The sequence below is a fragment of the Peptoniphilus sp. DNF00840 genome, from assembly GCF_001553125.1.
Classification (GTDB): Bacteria; Bacillota; Clostridia; order Tissierellales; family Peptoniphilaceae; genus Peptoniphilus_A; species Peptoniphilus_A vaginalis.
Genome location: NZ_KQ960252.1, coordinates 37,505 through 59,668, shown reverse-complemented (window position 1 = coordinate 59,668; position 22,164 = coordinate 37,505). Strand labels below are relative to the sequence as shown.

The 22,164-nt window shown below is 34.4% G+C and carries 15 protein-coding genes; 3 read left to right on the top strand and 12 right to left on the bottom strand.

The window, feature by feature from the left end:
* Window positions 1–11: 11 nt before the first annotated feature.
* From HMPREF1864_RS07910 to HMPREF1864_RS07900, 3 genes are read right to left on the bottom strand one after another with little or no spacing between them, the layout of a single operon-like run.
* Window positions 12–950 (bottom strand): CdaR family protein, encoded by a 939-nt coding sequence (locus HMPREF1864_RS07910; RefSeq protein WP_062572243.1) that lies wholly within the window; start codon window positions 948–950, stop codon window positions 12–14.
* Window positions 937–1,761: a diadenylate cyclase CdaA gene (cdaA, locus tag HMPREF1864_RS07905; protein WP_062572242.1), complete on the bottom strand. Its 825-nt coding sequence runs from the start codon at window positions 1,759–1,761 to the stop codon at window positions 937–939. Before cdaA ends, HMPREF1864_RS07910 begins: the two co-directional genes overlap by 14 nt.
* A 1-nt stretch (window position 1,762) precedes the next feature.
* On the bottom strand, window positions 1,763–2,323 hold the full coding sequence (locus HMPREF1864_RS07900; RefSeq protein WP_062572241.1) for a DUF5317 domain-containing protein: 561 nt from the start codon (window positions 2,321–2,323) through the stop codon (window positions 1,763–1,765).
* 272 nt (window positions 2,324–2,595) lie between these two features.
* On the opposite strand from HMPREF1864_RS07900, the gene HMPREF1864_RS07895 reads away from it, so the two are divergent.
* Complete coding sequence (locus tag HMPREF1864_RS07895; protein WP_062572240.1) at window positions 2,596–3,168, top strand: xanthine phosphoribosyltransferase; 573 nt, start codon at window positions 2,596–2,598, stop codon at window positions 3,166–3,168.
* 203 nt (window positions 3,169–3,371) lie between these two features.
* On the opposite strand, the gene HMPREF1864_RS07890 is transcribed toward HMPREF1864_RS07895, so the two are convergent.
* From HMPREF1864_RS07890 to HMPREF1864_RS07870, 5 genes are read right to left on the bottom strand one after another with little or no spacing between them, the layout of a single operon-like run.
* Window positions 3,372–4,493, bottom strand: coding sequence for a toxic anion resistance protein (locus HMPREF1864_RS07890; protein WP_062572239.1), 1,122 nt, complete (start codon window positions 4,491–4,493; stop codon window positions 3,372–3,374).
* A 3-nt stretch (window positions 4,494–4,496) separates the two neighbouring features.
* On the bottom strand, window positions 4,497–5,615 hold the full coding sequence (locus tag HMPREF1864_RS07885) for a 5-bromo-4-chloroindolyl phosphate hydrolysis family protein (RefSeq protein WP_062572238.1): 1,119 nt from the start codon (window positions 5,613–5,615) through the stop codon (window positions 4,497–4,499).
* Between the two features lie 27 nt (window positions 5,616–5,642).
* The gene (locus tag HMPREF1864_RS07880; RefSeq protein ID WP_062572237.1) at window positions 5,643–6,476 is read right to left on the bottom strand and encodes a DegV family protein; all 834 of its coding nucleotides are present in this window, start codon (window positions 6,474–6,476) and stop codon (window positions 5,643–5,645) included.
* Between the two features lie 9 nt (window positions 6,477–6,485).
* A complete protein-coding gene (gene glmM, locus HMPREF1864_RS07875) occupies window positions 6,486–7,829 on the bottom strand; it encodes a phosphoglucosamine mutase (RefSeq protein ID WP_062572236.1) in 1,344 nt (447 codons plus the stop codon).
* 4 nt (window positions 7,830–7,833) lie between these two features.
* On the bottom strand, window positions 7,834–9,156 hold the full coding sequence (locus HMPREF1864_RS07870; RefSeq protein ID WP_062572235.1) for a CCA tRNA nucleotidyltransferase: 1,323 nt from the start codon (window positions 9,154–9,156) through the stop codon (window positions 7,834–7,836).
* Window positions 9,157–9,255: 99 nt separating this feature from the next.
* On the opposite strand from HMPREF1864_RS07870, the gene HMPREF1864_RS07865 reads away from it, so the two are divergent.
* Window positions 9,256–9,744: a hypothetical protein gene (locus tag HMPREF1864_RS07865; RefSeq protein WP_062572234.1), complete on the top strand. Its 489-nt coding sequence runs from the start codon at window positions 9,256–9,258 to the stop codon at window positions 9,742–9,744.
* Between the two features lie 14 nt (window positions 9,745–9,758).
* Window positions 9,759–10,709 (top strand): copper amine oxidase N-terminal domain-containing protein, encoded by a 951-nt coding sequence (locus HMPREF1864_RS07860; RefSeq protein WP_062572233.1) that lies wholly within the window; start codon window positions 9,759–9,761, stop codon window positions 10,707–10,709.
* 87 nt (window positions 10,710–10,796) lie between these two features.
* On the opposite strand, the gene HMPREF1864_RS07855 is transcribed toward HMPREF1864_RS07860, so the two are convergent.
* The 4 genes from HMPREF1864_RS07855 to HMPREF1864_RS08460 form a co-directional block, all read right to left on the bottom strand.
* Window positions 10,797–15,074 carry a 2-hydroxyacyl-CoA dehydratase gene (locus tag HMPREF1864_RS07855; protein WP_062572232.1) on the bottom strand — a complete coding sequence of 1,426 codons (4,278 nt, stop codon included), beginning with the start codon at window positions 15,072–15,074 and terminating at the stop codon, window positions 10,797–10,799.
* 330 nt (window positions 15,075–15,404) lie between these two features.
* Window positions 15,405–18,236, bottom strand: coding sequence for a stalk domain-containing protein (locus HMPREF1864_RS08670; protein WP_062572231.1), 2,832 nt, complete (start codon window positions 18,234–18,236; stop codon window positions 15,405–15,407).
* 539 nt (window positions 18,237–18,775) lie between these two features.
* A complete protein-coding gene (locus HMPREF1864_RS07845) occupies window positions 18,776–19,630 on the bottom strand; it encodes a copper amine oxidase N-terminal domain-containing protein (protein WP_062572230.1) in 855 nt (284 codons plus the stop codon).
* A gap of 112 nt (window positions 19,631–19,742) precedes the next feature.
* Window positions 19,743–22,118 (bottom strand): S-layer homology domain-containing protein, encoded by a 2,376-nt coding sequence (locus tag HMPREF1864_RS08460; RefSeq protein WP_082718934.1) that lies wholly within the window; start codon window positions 22,116–22,118, stop codon window positions 19,743–19,745.
* Between the last annotated feature and the right edge of the window lie 46 nt (window positions 22,119–22,164).

The following is a 22,164-nucleotide window of genomic DNA, read 5'->3' as shown; positions in this document are numbered from 1 at the left end:
ATTAATACACATTAATCTTCTTTTCCTACTGGCTTCAACCTGAAGTCAATATTCTCGTCAACTAATGTAACCTTATCTGGCAAATTCAATTTAACTAAATCATTTCCATTTTTATAATTATAAAAATTAATTGGTCTAGTTTCTATGAAGTTAATAGAATCAATTACATCAGAATTTCCTCTAATTGTAACAGAAGATGGCTCAATTGAAAAGTCACTTGTCACAATATTTTTACTAGTATTTTCATTAAATTTTAATTTAATTGGCACAGTTTTACTTTTTAAAATTGGAAGGTCAACTTTTACGCTTGCAGGAGTCACTTCAACTTCCTTTATTATCTTCCCAGCATCATCATAGGCAAAAATTTCTGCCTCAATGCTTGTTGTTTGTGTGATGTCTGAAAGATCAATATAAGCATCAATCTTTTTAATCTTGTTGACATAAGTAGAAGGTCCCTTGACCTTAACATTAACTTGTTTATTTAAGTCCCCAAGAGTTAGACCCTTTTCTAGCTTATTTAAAAATACAATATTTGCCTCAGTCTTTTCCTCCAACACCTTATCAATTTTAAAAGGGATCCTTCTTGGTGTGGTGTTAGTAACAGAAATTCCAAGATCAATATAGGAAACATTTATAGGAACTGAGTGCTCGCCCTCAGTTAACTTGCTCACATCAACCTTAGCAACAATTCCATCTCTTGTGACATTTCTCATGTAGGAATTGTAACCTTGCAGCTTGACATCTACCGTTGACTCCTTGGGAGATATTATTGTTAGGTTCCTTTCCTTTAGACGACTAAGTCCGTCATAAGTAACTTCTATATTTTTAAAGTTTGTTGAACTAATAAAGTTTGCCTCACCCTTTACATAGGACCAAAGAATTATGGCAAAAATCAAAGACATAACTTTAAGCATCAAACTTCTGTCATTTCTAAAATTAATTTTCTTCATCTTTTTCACCACGCTTTGAGAAAATAGTTTTCGCTTTGTAGTCTGGGCTGTAAATTTCTAGAAGTTTTGCTTCAAGAGTTTCTATATCCAAGTATCTTGAGATAACTCCATTTTCAGCTGTTGAAATAGTTCCATTTTCTTCTGAAACCATAATAGATAGGCAATCAGACTTTTCAGAAATTCCAATTCCTGCCCTGTGTCTTGTACCCAATTCCTTAGAAATCTTTTGGCTATCAGATAGGGGCAAAAAACATGCTGCCGCCTTGATTTTTGATCCCTTTATAATAACAGCTCCATCGTGTAGCGGTGTGTTAGGGATGAATATATTAATAAGAAGTCCGCTGCTAACCTTTCCATTTATTTCAGTTCCCGTTTCAATAACTTCTGTAAGTCCAACTTCGTTTTCAATAATTATAAGGGCACCAATTTTTTGCCTAGCAAGAGATGCAACAGCAGAAGTAATTTCTTCTACAGTCTCTGGCACATTGTCCTTGTTTTGACTAAAGCTATTTTTTATGTTGGAAGTAAGTCCAAGATATTGAAGACCTCTTCTAATTTCTGGTTGAAACAAGACAATAATGGCAACAATACCGTCATTGATAAACCTGGTGAAGATCCAGTTAACTGTGTAAAGTTGGAAAAATTGTGAAATTTTTATAAAAAGGAGGATAAAAAGAATCCCCTTAAAAACTTGCTCTGCTCTGGTGTTTCTAATTAGCTTTAAAACGTAATAGATAAGGATGGTAACAATTAGTATGTCCACCACATCTCTTAAATTTATAACATTTAATAAGTTGCTAAACTTTTCCATCCTAAGCACCTCTCTTTCTAACAATAATTATTAGTGCAAAATATAAACCAAGGGCTATTAAAATATCTCCAAGGCTAATGACCTTAGAGGGCCCAACAAATCTTTTTAAGTAAATGAAGTCTGACAAAAAATAAAGTTTTGGATTATCAAAGACCCCATGACTTAGGCTCCCGCCCGTGTAAATAATTTTTATAATTCTCTCGTTGCCTATTTTCATTAGGGCACTTGCCGAGACTGGCATCTTTCCATTTGCCATTACTGGTAGGGCGTTTAAAAAAGTTCCAAGTCCACAAATCAAAAGTCCCTTGTTCTCATAATTCGAAAAAAATGAAAGACTAATGAGCAAGAGAGATAGGATGTGAAAGACTTTAAAGTTTTTTACATAGAATTCAGTAAGACTTCCAAAATCTCTTCCCGTTATAAAGTTTATTAAAATCATTAAAACTATTCCATAAATGGCAAGGTAAACTCTTTTGAATTTAAAATTTATTAAATTATTAAAGTCCTTGTCCCTAATAAAAACCATACTTACTAGGGCAATAATCAATGCTTCCAAAATCATTTTATCACCTTGTTTTATGATATCACAAATAATTTATAATGACATATATTAGAAAAATTTTCTCTACTTAAATAATAAAATTTTTTAACCTCTGTGTTTTAATATTTTTTGTAGAAAATATTAATTTTATATAAGTTCTAAATTGCAACAATATCTTAGCTACTTAGTAAAGGTCTATCAAAAATCTTAAAATTTTTAATTTATTTTTATAAAAGCTTGCCCTCAACTTGCTAACTTCTTCCTTTTGCCTTAAAATATTCTAGAGGTGTAAAATGAAATTATTAGAAGAAAGAATTATAAATGATGGAAGAATTTTAGATGGAAATATTGTTAAGGTAGATTCATTTTTAAACCACCAACTTGATATAAAGTTCTTGGACAAGCTTGCTGAAGAGATGGCAAATTATTTCAAGGACAAAAAAATAAACAAGATACTTACTATTGAAGCAAGTGGGATTGCCCTAGCAACTGTTGCTTCAAAACACTTTGACGATGCCATGGTGGTCTTTTGCAAGAAGCAAAAAACTTTAAACATTGGCAAGGATGTTTACGAGTCAAAGGTTGAGTCCTACACTACAAAGAAAAATTATACTATTACTGTTTCCAAGAGATTTTTATCTCCTGAGGACAACTTACTTATTATTGACGACTTCCTAGCAGAAGGAAATGCCCTAAAGGGTTTGATCGACGTTTCAAAGCAAGCAGGTGCTAAAGTCTCTGGAGTTTCTGTTGCCATTGAAAAGGGCTTCCAAGATGGCGGCAAGATTATTAGGGACATGGGTTACGACCTTCTCTCTCTTGCAATTATTGATTCCATTGACGATGGAAAGATTACTTTTAGATAAGTTGTTATTAGTTAACTCATAAGCTCCCTATGTTAAAAAACATTGGGAGCTTTTTTATTTTTCCTAAGAGGTATTCGTTAATTTTTATCTCATTCCCAATAATTTTTTCTTAACTCCTAACAACCTATGAGCCTTCACAAAAAATTTTAAAATAAAAAAACCGAGATTTCTCTCGGCTCTTATCATCCTATTAACTTTTAAATTTATTTGTTTGCAATTTCGACTAAAGATGATTTCAAATTTTCTTCTATTCTTCTAAGCTCTTGTGAAGCTTCTTCACGTCTCTTGTGACCTTCAATTTGAATTTCACGCACTTCGTTTAAGGCTGAGATAAGTTGATCATTTGTGTACCTAATTGTTTCCATGTCAACTATTCCCCTCTCAGATAATTTTGCAGTTTCAACAGTAGTTTGTTTTAAAGTTTCTGCGTTTTTCTTCAAGAGCTTGTTAGTTAGATCAGTCACTTCTTTAGTCGCCTTAGCTGCTTCCTTAGAATGATTTGCTCCAAGGGCAATAACCATTTGGGACTTCCAAAGAGGGATTGTGTTCACAATTGTAGATTGAATTTTCTCAACCATAACTGTGTTAGAAGATTGGACCATCCTAATTTGTGGTGCCATTTGAATTGAAACCATCCTAGTAAGGTCTAGGTCGTGAAGTTTCTTCTCAAACCTCGAAATCATATTTACATAATCATTGGCACGCTGTGCATCCACTGGTAGGTTAGTCTCTTCTGCCCTTTCCTTTAATCTTGGCAATTCAATATTTTTTGCCTCTTCAAGTTTTTTGTTCCCAGCAAGTATGTACATGCTGAGTTCCTTGTAATAGGACTCATTTAAGTCATACATTTGGTCCAACATAGCAATATCTTTCATAAGAGTAACTTGATGGTCCTCAAGAGTCTTTATAATGTTGTTTACATTTTTTTCTGCTGAGTCGTACTTAGTCTTAATTGAAGTCATCTTGTTGGCTTGCTTTTTGAAAAATCCAAGTAATTTATTGTCTTCTTCATCAAGGTCAAAAGACTTAAGTTCATTTACAACTCCAGATAAGAGGTCGCCAACTTCTCCAAGGTCCTTAGTCTTAACAGACTCTAGAGTCTTCTCAGAAAAATTTGAAATCTTCCTTTGGGCACCAACTCCATATTGAAGGACAATGTTTGAATTTGTTATGTCGATTTCTTTTGCAAAATCATTTACTTGTTTTTCTTCTTCTGGGCTTAGTTTAATTTCCTTATCAGCTTCAACTTCTTTCAAGCTGTTTTTTTCTTCTTCTTGAATTACATCAAAGTCATCTGATAGTGATAATTTTATTTCTCTATCCACTTTTTACCTCCCAATTTTAAATTCATCCTTATCTAAGAGTCCTTCTTGCTTTAGCATGGATTTTAATACGCTCATGTCTGATGATAAATCCATAATTTTTTCTTGGTAAATATTGTCAAGAATTTTCATAAAGGCATCTATTACAATGTCCATTGTGTCTTCAATATCCTTTAGAGATCCTTTAACAGATTCTGTTGGCTTCTCCTTCATCTCTAAGTAAGAGTTGGAAAGCTTAAGAGTTGTTGGCAGATAATAATTTATAGCCTTGTTTAAGTCTCCAGCTGTGCTTGGATTTTCTTTTAAGAGTTCAAAAATCTTTCCTACTATTTTCAAAAGCTCTCTGATTTTTTCATCCATTGGAGATGAAATCTTTCCTTCAATTTGTGTAAGTTCAGTCACATAGGACCTTGCCCTTAGGATAAGTTCTTCTGCCATCTCACTATTTTCTTGATTTTCAAGTTCCTCCATCTTTTCATGAGGATCTCTTAGGGCTTCTTCCTTATAAAGTTTATAGGTCTTTGAATCTAAGATAAACAATTTTCCCTCTTCAACAATCCTTGCCTGCCTATAATAATCTCTTTCAATCATATTTAGGAGATCATTGATAGTAAAATCAAGAGGCTTAGCAGTTATTGCTGCAAGGTCTGCTGTTGGTATAACAGTGTTGTTTCCAATTTCACGATTGTATTTTCTAAATCTAATAATTTGGTCCTTAGTCTTTTTTATTCTGTAGTTTGCATAAAAAGAAATAATAAGGGCAGGAATTACCCAAAAAATTAAGGCTGGCAAATCTTCTCTTATTGATCCATAAGTATCAAACATATCCATGAGAAAACCAAACAAAGCAAAAAGATGACCCACAATTGAAACTTTTGCGACAAATCCCCATGTCTTTACCCTGTTTACAGTCTTTGGATTTTGATTTATTATTCTGTCATCATTTTGAATACTATAAGGTAATTTTCTCTTATTTTTATTCACAAAGCTACTTATAGATCTTTTTGTCACATCAATAGCTGTGTCTATTCCTTCGCCAATTATTTCTCCAATTTCCTTAAAATCTTCTTGTCTAAAGGCGTCGTTTATCTTGTCTTGAAAATTTTTTTCCCTATCTTTTCTCATTCTTCACCTCAAAAAGCCAGCTTCTGTTTAAAAAGCTATGACGATTCCTCCAATGTCAGCATATCCAGAGGATAGTCCATTAGTATGTCTAAGGTGGACCTTTGCACCCTCATAAAGTTCTTCAATTCTTTCCTTTAGCTTTTTAGCCCTGTCCTCATCTTCCACATAAGAAATTGTAATAAGATCTGGCTTTTCTCTCTTGCACTTGCTTTCTATTGCCTTAACCATTTTATCAAGAGATTTTTTCATTCCACGATTGACTTCATAGAGTTCAATTTCTCCATCATCGGAAATCATAATTGGTCTAATATTTAGGACATTGGCAATAAGGCCTGTTGTCTTTTTTATTCTTCCATTCTTGATTAGGTTCTTCATAGATTCTAGGACAAACATAGTTGTCTCTAAGTCTGTTTCCCTTTCAATTTCTTCTACAACTTCATCAAAGTCCTTTTCCTTTACAAGGTCAAGTAACTTTAAGGCAATTCTAGTTGTACCTGCTGATGCTGCCTTGGAGTCTATAACGTGAATATTTATTCCCTCAAACTTTTCTCTTGCTTCTGCTTCTGCTACCTTTGCAGAGTTGTAAGAACCAGAAAGTTTTGATCCAATTGTCAAAATATAAATATCCTTGTCCTTATTTTCCTCAATTATTTTAAAATAATCATAAGGAGATGGACAGGCTGTGTGAATTGGATTTTCAGTTTTTTTCATGACTTCTAAGAATTCATCTAAGTTTAAATTTTCATCGTCTGTGTAATCTTTTCCATCAATAGAGATCTTAAAGGGAACATACTCTATCCCCAAATCCCTTACTTCATCTTTTCTTAAGTCACAACTTGTGTCTGATATAATCTTGTACATTGCTTGCTCCTAATTCAATTTATCTTCAATAAGCTTTACTAATTTGTCAGCATCACTTGAAAGTTTATCTTGGTCTTCTCCCTCAATCATTACACGAACAAGGGCCTCTGTACCTGATGGTCTTATTACAACCCTACCAGATCCATTATAGTTTTCTTCAACTTCTCTTATGGCATCCATAATTTCTGGGAAGTCTTGATATTTATTTTTCAAATCATCACGGACTCTTGCGTTTTTAAGAACTTGTGGATAATTCTTCATTAGTTTATTTAATTCAGATAATTTTTTCCCAGTCTTCTTCATAATTTCTAAGAGGTGGATACCTGTTGCAAGCCCATCTCCCGTTGTATTGTAGTCAAGGAAGATTACGTGACCAGATTGTTCTGCTCCAATTACATAATCATCGGAAAGCATCTTTTCTAGGATGTACCTGTCCCCAACCTTAGTCTCAACAAAGTCCACGTCAATTTTTTCAAGATACTTCTTTAGACCCATATTAGACATTATTGTTCCCACTGCTGCATTGTTTTTTAGTCTGCCATTCTTCTTTAAGTAAGTTGCAACAATGGCAAGTATGTGGTCGCCATCTACAATATTGCCTTCTTCATCAACAGCAATAATTCTGTCAGCATCTCCATCAAAGGACATACCAATGTCGGCTCCCTCTTTTTTTACAAGCTCTTGAATTAGATCAGGATTTGTTGAACCACAAGAGTCGTTTATATTCATTCCATTAGGTTCATTGTTGATAATTTTAACCTTGGCACCATAGGACTTTAGGACTTCTTCGGCTATGTGAGATTGGGCACCGTTGCCTGCATCTACTGCAACTTCAAAGTCTGAGAAATCAAGATCAACTAAATTCTTTAAGTAGTCCACGTATTTTTGAGTAAATTCAGGGGACCTATTTAGCCTTCCAATTTCTTCTCCTGTTACGTCCTTGTATATTTTTGTAGTTGAAAGAATTTTTTCTTCTATTTCATCTTCTACTTCATCATCTAACTTTAGTCCCTCTGATGAGAAAAATTTAATTCCATTGTGTTCATAAGGGTTGTGAGATGCAGAAATAGATACTCCACATAGGTAGTCGCCAGTCCTTGTTAAGTAAGCAACACCTGGAGTTGGTATCACTCCTGCCAAGTCCACATCAAGTCCTATACTCATAAAACCTGCCACAAGAGAAGACTCAACTAGGTCTCCTGAAAGTCTTGTGTCTCTTCCAACTAGGACCTTGCCCTTCTTGCCCTTGGCAAGTACATAGGCTGCTGCCCTTCCAATATCATAGCAAAGCTTTGGAGTTAGTTTCTTGTTAGCAATTCCACGAACTCCATCTGTTCCAAATAATCTTGTCATTTCATCACCTGTAATTTTTATCTATATAATCTATTAAGTAAGTTTTCTTATTTTTTTCGGGATCATCTAAGACCATTTCTTCAAGGTCCCTTAAAATCCTTCCAATAATTTTGCCCTGAGAGAAACCCATGGCCTTAATATCATTTCCATTAATTTCCAAAAACCTTTCAGTTTTCATTTCTTTTTCGTCTAATAAGACTTTTACCCCTTTTTTTCTATTTATAATAAAGGAAGCGTCCCTATCTGCCCTTGTGCACATACAATCTGCAATTAATAAGTCATAAAGGTCTAGGACCTTATCTCTTCCCACTCTTTTTATTTGTCTTCTTAGGGCCTTGTCCGTCATCTCTGCATGGACCTTCATATGGTCTAAGATTAAAATTTTTACCTTCTCAATTGTTTTGTTGGGAAGTCTATATCTTTTTAAAATTTCCTCAACCTTTTCTGCACCAAGGACTTCGTGTCCATAAAAGTGTCCCCTGCCATCTTCTCCAATTGATAGGGTGTCAACCTTTGAAATGTCATGGAAAAGTGCCGCAAGCCTTAGACTTAGGTCTGGCTTCACATTATCCATCACGCAAATAAGATGGTCAAAGAGGGTCTTGTCATGATAGGGAGAAAATTGAACAAAGCCAACTGTCCTCTTTAGCTCTGGGAAAATCACATCAAGTATCCCAGTCTCCTCCATCAATAATAAATAATGAGATGGGTTTTCTCCTGTAATCATCTTGGAAAACTCATCAAAAATTCTCTCTGGAGCGATTTTCTTTAAGAGTCCTGCATTTAAGGATAGGGCATCAAAAAGTTCTTCCTCAATAAAAAATCCAAACCTTCCAGCAAATCTAATTGCCCTCATCATCCTAAGAGCATCTTCTCTTATCCTTTCATTTGGATCACCCACAGCCCTAATGATTTTATTTTTTATATCATCTTGACCATGAAAGGGGTCGTAAAGATTTCCATCTCCATCCATTGCCATGGCGTTAAGGGTAAAGTCCCTTCTCTTTAAGTCCTCTGTGAGATTCTTAGAGAAAGTAACCTTCTCTGGCTTCCTGTTGTTTATATAAGCTCCGTCAATCCTAAAAGTTGTAACTTCATAGAGAGTATTGTTTAATAAAATGCCAACTGTTCCAAAGTCTTCTCCAACTAAGACAGTCTTATAGTCTTGAAAGACTTTTTTAATTTCCTCTGGCCTTGCAGAAGTTGTTATGTCGTAATCATGTGGCTCAATACCCATTAGCTTGTCTCTCACAGACCCACCAACTATGTAGGCCTCAAAGCCACTTTCTCTTAGTTTGTTTAAAATAAATAGGACATCCTTTGGCATTCAATCACCCTTTTAATTATAACATTCTTGTTCTTAATTTAAAATTATATAATTAAGCCATTGTCTTGTGATATAATGAACTAAAATTGGAGGTAGAATATGAAAAAAATTTTTATTATTTCAATGTCATTACTCCTAAGTCTTAGTCTTGCTGCCTGTGGCAAAAAAGATCAAGCTAAGGCTGGAGCTAGTGATGCAAAAGTTGCATCAGATGTTACTAACAAAGAAACTGATGAAGAGCAAGTTGCAACTTCAAACTTTGACAAAGAAGCTGTTAACGAACTCATCAAAAACTCTGATTATATTTCAAGAATTAGAATTTCAACATCTACTGCTGAGGGAATGTCAACAGCCTTCTTAAAGGATTACAAGGGCGACCTTTCTCAAATACAAGTAGATATTCCAAAGAACTTAAGTCCTAACAAAGAATATTTAGTTTTTTACAAGGATGACGAAAAGGGAGAAGTTTCTCCAACTGATAGAGATGGAGCCTTCATTGAGTTGCAAGGAGACAAGGACTCAAACTTAATTTATATTGAAAAGCAATTTGATCCAAACTCTCACACTTCATCAATTAAGAGTAAATAAGGAGGAAGATAAAAATGAAAAAATTTAAGTCTGTATTGTTTTCACTTGTTCTCATGATTTTTGTGACTTCAAATGTTTTTGCAGGAAGAAGTCCTCTTATTGAGTACAATGGAAAAATTATAAAATCCGATGTGGCACCCTACATCAAAAATGAAAGGACTATGGTTCCCATAAGATTTATTTCAGAAACTCTTGGCTACAAGGTTACTTGGGATAAGGACAAGAGAGAAGTTGGCATTAGTGGCAAGGACACAGAAATAAGTCTTAAGATTGATTCCACTAAGGCTAAGGTTAATGGCAAGGAATTAAAGCTTGATGCTCCTGCATCAATTAAGAAGGATCGTACTTTCGTTCCCCTAAGATTTGTTGCTGAAAATCTAAAGGCTGAAGTTAAGTGGGACAACAAAAACTTCAAGGTTATTATTAATGACAATAAGGGACAAGCATCTTCTATTATTGACCTTACAACAGAAGAAGATAAGTATGTAAAAGAACTTACTTCTCTTCAAGGAGATTTGAGTAAGTCTATGAAGGATTTAAAGTCATCCTTCTTTGAAAATGCTGCAAAGCTAAGTGATGCTGACCTAACTAATGCTTACGAAAGAGCAGATAGAGAAATCAGGGCAACACTAGATAAGCTTAAGGCCCTTGATGTGCCAGAAAAATTTAAAGCTTCTCACCAATACACTTTAAAGGCAAGTGAAAAGGCCCTAGAAATTCTTCCAGGTCTAAAAAATTCTATCCTATCCAAGGACCAGAAAGCTGCAAAGGCTTTTATAATGGAATTAAATGACTTCCAAGTTAAACTACAAGAAGCTACAGATTCCTTTAAGGCTGCTCTTAAGGGAGAGGACTACAAGGTACAAAAAGACATAGAAGTTTACAAGGACCAAAAGGAAAAACAAAATTCAACTACTAACTTGTTACAAGACAAGACTTTCAAAAATATTATTAAAAATCTTTAATTTATAATTTTTAAATTTAACAATTAAATTTCCGCATATGAAAAACCCCTCAAGTTAATTTGAGGGGTTTTGTCTATGTCAAACTTTTTAATTTTTCAAACTTGCCTTTTTCTTTAGGTAGCCTCTGTTGTATTTGTCTTCGCCTTCTTCCATATTCTTCTTGGCTTGTGAAAGCATAAGCTTGATCCTGTTAAATTGATTTACTTCAGAAGCTGATGCGTCGTAGTCAATTGGAATTATATTTGCCTTTTCATAGGAAGACCTTATAGCCTTTATGACACCCTTACCTGTGATGTGGTTTGGAAGACATCCAAAGGGTTGAACACAAATAATATTTTCAACACCTGACTCAATTAACTCAACCATTTCACCAGTTAAGAGCCAACCTTCTCCATATTGGTTACCAAGGTCAACATACTTTTCTGCGTACTTGATTATATCTTCAATTTTTTCTGGAGAAGTAAATCTTGTACCCTTAAGAGCTTCTCTCACAAATTTTCTGTAGGATTCAATGTAAGAAATTCCCATTTCGCAAATAAAGGCAGATAATTTTGATTTTGAAAGTTCGTCAGCCTTTGCCCTTGCATTTTTAAAGGAGTACATCATAAAGTCAGTCAAGTCTGGAATGACAACTTCTGCCCCTTCCCTTTCAAGTAGGTCTGCAAGGTGATTGTTAGCAGCTGGATGGTACTTAACTAAGATCTCCCCAACTATTCCAACCTTCGGTTTTTTATCTTTTGTAATTTCAAGTCTGTCAAACTCACTCACCATTTGATTTACATTTTTCTTAAAAGTTGTCTTGTTGTAAATCAAATTTTCTGAACTTGTAAGATCAACCCACCTGTCACGTAAGATATTTGTTGAACCCTTTATGACTTCATAAGGCCTTGTAGCTTGAGTAAGTCTCATTATTAAGTCAGCGTAAAGCAAGCCCTGAATTAATTTTCGACCTATCCTAACCATTTGTCTCTTGTCAAATTGGAAGCCAGGATGTTCTTCTATCCCTTGAAAGGAGAGCCCTATTACAGGAACGTGACCGTAGCCTGCATCCTTAAGGGCCTTCCTAATAAAGCCAACATAATTTGATGCCCTGCAGGCTCCACCAGTTTGACTCATCAAGAGTGCCAACCTATCTGTGTCATATTGACCAGACTTAACAGCATCAATAAATTGTCCCACTACGAAAATTGATGGATAACAAGCGTCGTTGTTTACATATTTCAAACCTTCATTGACAACCTTGTGACCTGTGTCGTGAAGAACTTCTATGTTTATTCCCTCTTGTCTTAGGATTGGTTCAAAGATGCTAAAGTGAAGAGGCGCCATTTGTGGCATCAAAATAGTGTAGTCCTTTTTCATTTCCTTTGTAAAGATAACTGGTTTATCATCTAGTAGACCTTCAAGCTCTGCATCAATTTTTTCAAATTCTCTCTTTTCAGCTGCTTCTATAAGGGACCTAATCCTAATTTTTACTGCACCAAGATTTGAAACTTCATCAATCTTTAGGGCTGTGTAAATTTTATTGTAGGACTCCAAAATCTCTTGGACTTGGTCAGTTGTTACTGCGTCAATACCACAACCAAAGGAGTTAAGTTGTACAAGCTCCAAGTTTTCGTGCTCTCCAACAAATTTTGCCGCCCTGTATAGTCTTGAATGGTAGTTCCATTGGTCAAGAACCCTAAGTCTAGAATCAATTTCTACATTCCTTGCAATACCATCTTCAGAAATAACTGCAAGACCAAGACTTGTAATGAGTTCAGGTATGCCGTGATTTATTTCTGGGTCTATGTGATAAGGTCTACCTGAAAGAACAATGGCTCTTTGATTTTTAGAATTCACTTCTTCCAAGATCCTGTTGCCTTCATTTAAGACATCAAGCCTATACCTATCTTGTTCTTCATATCCAGCTCTTACTGCTTTCTTAACTTCATTCTTAGGTATAAAGTCAAAGACTTCTGCCAATCTCTTTCCCAATTTTTTTCTATCGTCAAAGGAGATAAAAGGATTCATAAATTTCACTTTGCCATCAACTATGTCATCCACATTATTTTTTATAACTTCAGAATATCCTGCAACTACAGGACAGTTTAATGTGTTGTCTGCATTTTTAAATTGTCTTTCTTCATAAAAGACTGCTGGATAAAATATAAATTTTATTCCCTTTTCTATTAAATCCTCTATGTGTCCGTGAGAAATTTTTGCAGGATAGCAAGCAGTCTCACTTGTTATTGTTTCGATTCCCTTTTCGTAAATCTCTCTTGATGACTTAGAAGATAAGACTACTGAATAGCCAAGCTCTGTAAAGAAGCTATGCCAGAAGGGATAATTTTCATAAATATTTAAAACTCTAGGGATTCCGACAATGCCCCTTGGTGCCTCTTCTTCTGGAAGAGACTTGTAGTCAAAGACTCTCTTGTACTTGTAGGCGAACATATTTGGAAGTTGGTCTTCCTTGCTCCTAACCTGACCTGCTCCCTTTTCGCACCTATTTCCTGTGATATATCTCTTTCCATTAGGAAATATATTTACAGAGAGGGCACATTGGTTAGTACATTGTCTACAATTGGTTGAGATTGATTTATATTTAAAGGCATCCAAGTCTTCTTTGGAAATTATATTTGATTTGCCTGTGGATTTTTCCTTTGCAATAAGAGCCATGCCAAGAGCTCCCATAAGACCAGCTATCTCTGGTCTTGTAACTTCAACTCCAGTTAAGTTTTCAAAGGCTCTAAGCACTGCATCAGATAAGAAGGTACCACCTTGAACGACTATGTGTTGACCTAGGTCTTTAGGGTCCCTAACCTTGATAACCTTTTGGATAGCATTTCTTATTACTGAGTAAGCAAGTCCAGCAGAAATATCTGGGACAGATGCCCCTTCCTTTTGAGCTTGTTTAACATTGGAATTCATAAAAACTGTACAACGTGAGCCAAGGTCAACTGGCTCCCTAGACCTTGTAGCTTCATTGGCAAATTCTTCTGCAGTCATATTTACTGAGTGGGCGAAAGTTTCCAAGAAGGAACCACATCCTGCTGAGCAAGCCTCATTCAAGAGGATGGACTCAATTACTCCATCCCTTATCTTCATAGACTTCATATCTTGTCCACCAATGTCTAAGATGAAATCAACATCCGGATCAAAATACTTTGCCGCAGTGAAGTGGGCTATGGTTTCAACTTCTCCAAGGTCTAGGTTTAGGGCAGCCTTTAAAAATTCTTCCCCATAACCAGTTGTGCCACAACCAGCAAAATAAGCCTTGCCATTTTTTTCCTTATAAATTACTTTTAAGTTTTCTATAGCTATGTCAAGTGGGTTCCCCTTGTTGGAACCATAGAAAGTGTAGAGGATTTCATTTTTGTCAGAAATTGCTACTAGCTTCGAAGTTGTTGAACCTGAATCTATTCCAAGATAAATTGGTCCCTCATAAGTTTTTAGGTCAACTTTTTTAAGGGATTTTGTCTTGTGTCTTTCCCTAAAGTCCTTAACTTCTTCATCACTTGTAAAGAGGGCTGGCATGACGTCACTTTCCTTCACAAGAATTTCTGCACTTGTGTTCACCTTATTGTAAAGTTCCACAAAAGACATGGCTTTGGAATCAAAACTTGAAAGGGCAGCACCCAAAGCAACAAAAATTTGTGAATTTTCTGGAGCGATAATTTCATCTTCCTTTAAGTCCAAAGTTTCTACAAATCTTTCCTTTAACATAGGAAGGAAGTGGAGTGGTCCACCCAAGAAGGCAACATTACCCCTTATTGGTCTACCACAAGCTAAGTTAGAAATTGTTTGGTTTACAACAGATTGGAAAACTGAAATAGCTATGTCAGCCTTGCTTGCCCCTTGGTTAATTAGAGCTTGAACGTCAGTCTTGGCAAAAACTCCACATCTTGACGCAATAGGATATAACTTTTCATAGTCCTTTGCCATTTCATTTAAACCAGAAGCATCAGTTTGAAGAAGTGATGCCATTTGGTCTATGAAGGCACCTGTACCACCAGCACAAATGGAGTTCATCCTTTGTTCAACAGATCCCCTTAGGTAAGTAATTTTTGAATCTTCACCACCAAGTTCAATTGCCACATCAGTCTTTGGAATAAAACAAGAAATTGCTTCCCTACCTGCCACAACTTCTTGGACAAAATCAATCCCCAAAAATTCGTGAACAGAAAGTCCTCCTGATCCTGTTACATTAACAGTTACTGTATCATACTTAAACTGTGGATAGACTTCATTGATTACATCCTTCACAGTTTTTCTTACATCAGAAAAATGTCTTCTATAAGTCTTATATAAAATATTTAATTTTTCATCGAGTATTACAAGTTTTACAGTAGTTGAACCAACATCTAATCCCATGTGAATTAGCATAGCCACTTTCCCCTTTCAAAATAAAAGCCACTAAGTTTTATGTATAAATTAATCTTATTTAAGATTGATATACATTCTGAGATACATAATTATTGCACTTTCTAATTGCAAATACAACAAATATTTTAAAAAAAGTTTGCTTTTTATTATTAAGAAGTTTGACATTTCTTAATAATTACTTTCTTTCATTATAAACTACTTTAGTGATTTTTATAATGGCAAAAAGATATTTTTGCAATAAAAAAACTGACCTCCTTAAGTTGGTTTTTAAGTCCAACTTTTGGGGTCAGTTCATTGCTCGGTCTTTCTTTATATAATAGAATCTAATAATTATCTTCTAATCATAATTGTGCCTGGATTTTCACTATTCCATTCGATATCATGATCTACTCCATCTTGAGTATTGCCATTAGTAAGTCCGAAAACATTAGCTACGTTAACAACAGAAACTAAGATTCTGCCATTAATGTTAAGGGGCTTAGAGTCCATCTTTATAGTCTTTCCGTTTGAAAGAACAATTTCATCACCATCAATTTGGATTTTAGCAGTTAAACCATTATTAGTAAATATAGCAGTTCTTGTCTTATTGTCCCATTTAACATCGACACCAATAGCTTCTGCCACAAATCTTAATGGAATCATAGTTCTTCCATTCCTAATAACAGGTTTTACATCCATTTTGTGAGTTATTGTCTCATTATTTCTTACTTCCTCAAAAATTAACTTGTCTATGTGGAAGATATACCTAACTGTATCAGATTTCTTTTCCTTAGCTATACTAGGCTTAGCTACACTAACATAAACTGGAGAAGTTCTAGTGTTGTGGTCCCTAATCTTGATTTCAGGAATGTTTGCTTCTGGAACCGGTTTAACTTCAGGCTTAGGTTGAGGTGCTGGTTCCTCCTTCTTTGTAAAAGTCCAAGTTAAAGTATAAGTCAAAGTTTTATTTGTGTCATCTTTAACTCCTTCAGACCATTCACTTGCTTTCCAAGTACCTATTTCCTTTCCACTAGGATCTTTTTCAACAAGAGCTTTTTGTACAGCTTCTGCACTTAGATTTAAAGCTTGTGGTGCTACTACATCAGTTTCGTAAACTTCTTCAGTATCATCAGGTTTTAAATCTGCAAGAACTTTAGGAAGATTTTTATCAGCAGGCTTTGTATTAAATACATATTTAACCTTAACCTTATCTGTTTCTTTCCAAGTCCAAATACCTTTAAACACGTTATTTGCTTCAGTAGCCGTTACAGTTAACTCTTCTGGATCCCATTCTTTGAAAGTCCATTTACCTTGTTTGTCGCCAATTTTTTCTGAAACTGCTGTAAACTTATCCTTAGCCTTATCTGGTTTAATTATATTTCCTACATATTTACCAACTGTTTGTAAACCAGACTTTTGCTTGTTTACACCTTCAGGTAATGTATGGGTAGATTTAACAACCTTATTATCACCTACGATAGATGGGTCAATCTTAAATTCATATGAAATTTTTGCAGTTGGAGTTTCTGTTAAAACCCACTTACCAACAAATTTGTTTTCATTGTTATCTGCAGAAACTTTCGGAATACCTGTTACCTTGTTTCCATTTCTATACCAACCTTCAAACTTCCAAGTACCTTGAAGGTCGCCTGTATTAATTACCTTATCATCAAATGATTCTAAAGTAATCTCATCTCCTTCATACTTAGTCTCTGATTGTGGAACTTTAGGTTCAAATCTACCTTTTAGTAAACTAGCTCCTAATTCATCATTAGGCTTTCTGCTATTATAGAACTTAAAAGAGTACTCAACAGTTTTTTGAGCCTTTTTAGTAGCCTTTGCTATAAATTTTTTGTCTGTTCCTATACTAGTATAATCATCTTTTACAATTTCATTTGTTCCATTGTACCATTTGTTATCCTTGTAACCATTTTGAAGAGTAGTTACAGGAATTTCATTAGAATCTAAACTTGTTCCTGGTTTTACATAGTATGTTTCATAAAGAACTGGAGTAGTATTACCTTCTTTATCTCCAATCTTAACACCTTCGCCTAATTTGAACTCAACTGCAAACTTACCATCAGGTAGCTTATCAGGATTAATTTGATTTGATTCACCAGCTTTAACAACATTCTTCTCATTTGCTACATACAAAGTTTGATTAGGGACAGTTATTCTTGACTTGTCGCCAAATTTTACTTCAATACTGCCTGTAGCTCCATTAGGAAGATTTTGCCTTGAAGAATTTCTTTTTTCTTTAAGATCTGTGTCATCTTTTACAAGGTCAGTAAATGTTGTAGCGATTTCATCTAAAAGATTTTGAAGTTCTGTGTTTGCTTCTTTAAGCTTAACACCGTCTTTCCAAGTAATTTGATCGCCAACCCAAACCCTAATATCAACTGCCTCTAACTTATCTTTAAGTTGGTCAGCCATAGTTTGTTTGAAGTTAACTTCCATTACAACATTTTCATTTTTAAAGTTTTCCTCTGTAACTGCTGTTCCTAACGCAACATCTGCTGGTGTGTCTGTCTTTGTCTTATTTGGTGTGAATTTCCACTCTTTATTAGCATCAATCTTATTAGCATTTTCATCCTTAGACTCAGCAGTCAAATCTGATGCAATTAATACATCTTGTAAAGTCTTCCCTCCAACAGGATTTACATAGTAAACAAATGAAGTCTCTGTTTTAGCAGTGTCACCTTTTCTGAATAGACCCTTTGCACCGTCAACCTTAATAGTAACAGACTTGTAAGTCGCTTTAACATCCTCAGTTGCCTTTGGATTGTCATTACCATAATCATCCTTAGCTGGGATAATGTCAAGAAGTTTTTCGTAAGGTACTTCCACTGGGCGTCCACCATTTTCCACATACTTTCTATCAGCTACAACGATATTTCCTTTTCTTACATATCCGATAAATTTAGGCTGAGGAATCAAGTTTGCATCAACATCGTCGCCAACCTTACCTTTAGCCTCACTTGGATACTCTTGACCAACAATATGGTATTTCTCCTTAATAGCGTTACCCATTTCATCTACATATTGAATAGGAACTTTACCTTCATTATTAGAAGTCGTATCTCCATCTTGCCCTGCGAAAACATTTAATGGCATTACTCCTACTATCATTATTATTGCTAGGAAAAAAGCCAAGCATCTTTGACTCATTTGTTTTTTATCCATTTTTATCTCCTTTCTAATTTTATTGGATATTAAAATTTTTATCCCTCCTAAATTTTGTCCATAAGTCTTTACTTCAATATAGTTTATTGCATACTTATGGATTATTGCTATTTATGAAAATATTATAACAAATCTTTAAAATTTTGCCAATGCTTTCTTTATTTTTAGCCACATTAAAGTAATACCACTTATTTTTATCCAAGCTTAATACTCTATTTATGTTATATTTTATCATAAACTTTATGCTTTATATTTTCATCTTTTTCTTTTTTATTTATAATTTAGTCCCTTTTGATTTCTTATTTCTTTCAATATTATTACTCCCTTTTAGTTTTCTTTTTATCTTAGTTTGTAATTTTTATTTTGTAAATGTTTCTCTATTCCCTACTATCATTATATGTTTTTATAATTTCTTTGACCGGAAAAATTTTTACATAAAAATATCTGTTAGAGATTTAATCCCCAACAGATATTATAGAGGTCTTTTATTAAAGAATACTTAATTTAAAATTTTCTACAAAAGACTTATCTTGTTAAAATTACTTAGTACTTTTTAAATTATTTTCAATAACCTTACCATCACGAATAAGCACTAGAGTCTTGTTGACATTATCTGGATCAGTAATTCTAAGGCCATAATTAACACCCTTATCATCTTTAATCTGTAAGCTATAATCTTTAATTACACTAATCTCTTCATCAAATGCATTTTTAAAATCCTTTTCTAAAGAATCATTATCTCTTAAATACCTATAAAAATTTGCAGCCATATCCTTAGGAGTGAGATTGAAAGTAGCATTTTTTTTGTCAAAAGTAATAGCACCACGATCACTTACATTCTCTTGCAAGACTTTAAGATAAGATTCTGGATTTCTTTCTTTAACAGAAATTTTATTATCTAAAATAACCTTCTTTTCCTTACTATCATTTTTATTCTTCTTTTCTATTGAAATAGCTTCAGGAATATCACCTACAAAAACAGTAGAAGTATTATCATCCCAATTAACTTTTTCGCCAAATAATTCTGCCACAGCTCTTAGTGGAACAAAAGTCCTATCCTTAATAATTTTAGCCGGTGCATCAATAGCAACTTCATCTTTCTTTTTTCCATCATTAAGACTAATAAGCTTAGAGTCGATTTTTAAAATAAGATTTTTATCATCCTTAGAAATTTTCACTTCACGATTATCATTATCCCATAAAACAACATAACCTAAACTTTCACTGATAACACGAATAGGTACTAGAGTTCTATTATTTTCAATAACAGGCATAACGTCACTCTTGACCTCATCACCCCTTACTAAAATCTTAATATCTCTTTCAGCAAATACTTGGCAAGTAAACAATAATCCAGCCAAAATAAAAACAAATAAAAACTTCCTTAACTTCATAAAAACTCCTTTTCATAGAATAAAAGGACTTGGCATAGATCAACAGTAATCCTACCATGTCCTTAAAAATATTTAATCTTCCTAAAATTTTAAAACAAAATTATGCTAAGATTTATTCCAAAATCTCAACCCATGTTTCATCTAAAGTATGACTTGGACGCTCATAACGGTGAGTATGTCCAGCTTCAACAATTTCATAATAAGCCCAATGGCTTTCATCAATATCAGGGAATACTTTGACCTTATCCTTAACTTTAATTAGACCTGCTTGAGTAACCTTCCTCCTTGCAAAATTATTTAAAAGAGTTGCAGCTTCAGCACGAGTCAAATTATTATCAGGTTTAAAAGTTCCATCAGGATATCCTTTGATTCGACCATTACCATATTCTTGGTTTATGGCATCCTCAAAAACATGACCCCTGATATCTCTATAAGGTGCCTTAGCATCATTCATAGAATCCATCTTAGACAAAGCATAAGCAAACTCTCCACGAGTAATAGGTTCATTTGGACGTAACTTATTACCATCAGCAATTAAAAGTTTCTTCTTCATGGCAGCATTTAAAGCACCATTATACCAAGCAGATGGAGTATCTACAAAGTCAAGTTTTGATTTGTTTGATAAATCCTCCCCAACTAAGCGAAGTAACATAGCAACTGCCTCTGCACGAGTTAGTTTACCTTCAGGACGAATAGTCTTGTCCTCATAACCATAAATATAAATATAATGGATGCCCTTTTCTATCTCCTCTTGTCTGTGAACATAAACAGGAATAGATTCAACTGGCTCGTGAAACTTTATTCCAGGCAAACCATCATTTGGCGAGTCAGGTATAGGTTGAGGTTGTGGTGGTACAGGTGGTGTCGGTGGATTTGGAGCAACTTTCTCTTTGAAAGATGCATTAAATGTTTCTCCTTGACTTACCTTGCCTGTACTTGGTATAGCCTTATCCCATTTATCTAGTTCATACTTATCTTTTGGATCACCTTGGGTTTGAGGGAATGTAATTCCCGTTTCTGACCAAGGAGTTTCTTTTAGAACCTTATAGGCAACTTTCTTCACCAATTTTTCTGGAATTGTCCTCGGCATAATTAATTTACCATTAGCTCCAGCTTCAAACATTACAGTTACATACTGGTCTTTGTCGGTATCAGGAATTTGTGGTTCCCCTCCAGGTTGGTCTGGATCAAATGGCCCATAGGTTACTTGCTTCCATTTCGCTTCTAAACTAGTATTCCCACTAATTGGTGTAGAAAAATTAAATTTTGATTCTTCTCCTGCTTTAAACCAGCCCTGAAAAATGAAATTTTCCTTTTTAGGGGCACTAGGCTCTTTTGCAGTCTTATTCTTTTCAATGACTTGTGCAGGAGGTGTTGGATTCCCGCCCTTTGCATCAAAAGTTACAGTAAAAGAATTTTCTGGTAGCAGTTGGATGGTCCAACCATCTACAAAGTTTCCGGATGTAGAAACCTTAAAAGTTCTACTTGTGCCATCCTTCAAAACACAAGAAATTGTATTTTCATTTGTTTGACCCTCTAGTTTAATAGTTCCTAAATAAACTTCATCTAAATTAGGTAAATAGATTCTTGGATTTAAAAGTCTTTGATTTCCGCTATCAGATCTTATGATGGTTTCTCCACCTGCTTTCGGAAGATAATATCGAACAGGTTTTTGAGTTCCATTCTTAGTTCTTCCAGTAAAGAGCCCAATTGGATTTTCTTTTAACTCGATTCCATCAGGTAGTTCAAGCTTTATCTTGGAAGCAGCTACTTGATAAATATCATAATCAAATACAAGTTGCTTATTTCCTTCTTTATAAGACCCATTAGAATAGAACTCTTTTAAATTGAACTTAAACTTTTCGCTCTGAAAATCATGAGCATAATGGTAGAACCTTATTTCATTATTTACAACGTAATAGGCCTCTGTCTCCCCTAAAGAAACTTCTCCTGCTTGATTTATTGTCGTAGTTATAGGAGCTCCTACACTAACTTCATTTCCATTTTCATCATATTTTAATTTCTGAATAACTATCTTTGGAGAATTTTCGTGGAATATATCCATATTCTTATGGCCACTTTGGTCAATGAAATTTTTAAGATTTACCTTTACAATTAATTCATGCTTAATCTTCAAAATATCGGGATCAATATTTTGATTTACATGATTCATTCTTAAATTGGCTGCTCTTAAATTCTCAATTTCCAGTCCACCATTTTTATTGGCAGATTTAACCAAAGATTGAAAAGAATTTTTCCCATGTTCCTTATATAGGTTTTTCATGGCTTCAAAATCGAAAAGACTTTCAAACTCCTTATCATCTTTATTTAGAAGATTATAGACATCTTGAATGTCTTTTTCATTCCACTGAGGTTCAACTACAAGTCTCTGTTGATTCGTTTTAGTTCCATAAGCAAAAATATTTATTGGAAGAAGTGTTAATACAAACAGTAAAGACAAAACAAATGAAAGTATTCTATTTTTCATCTTTTACCTCCTTTAAATTTAGGATAAAGCCCAAATACTTGGGCTT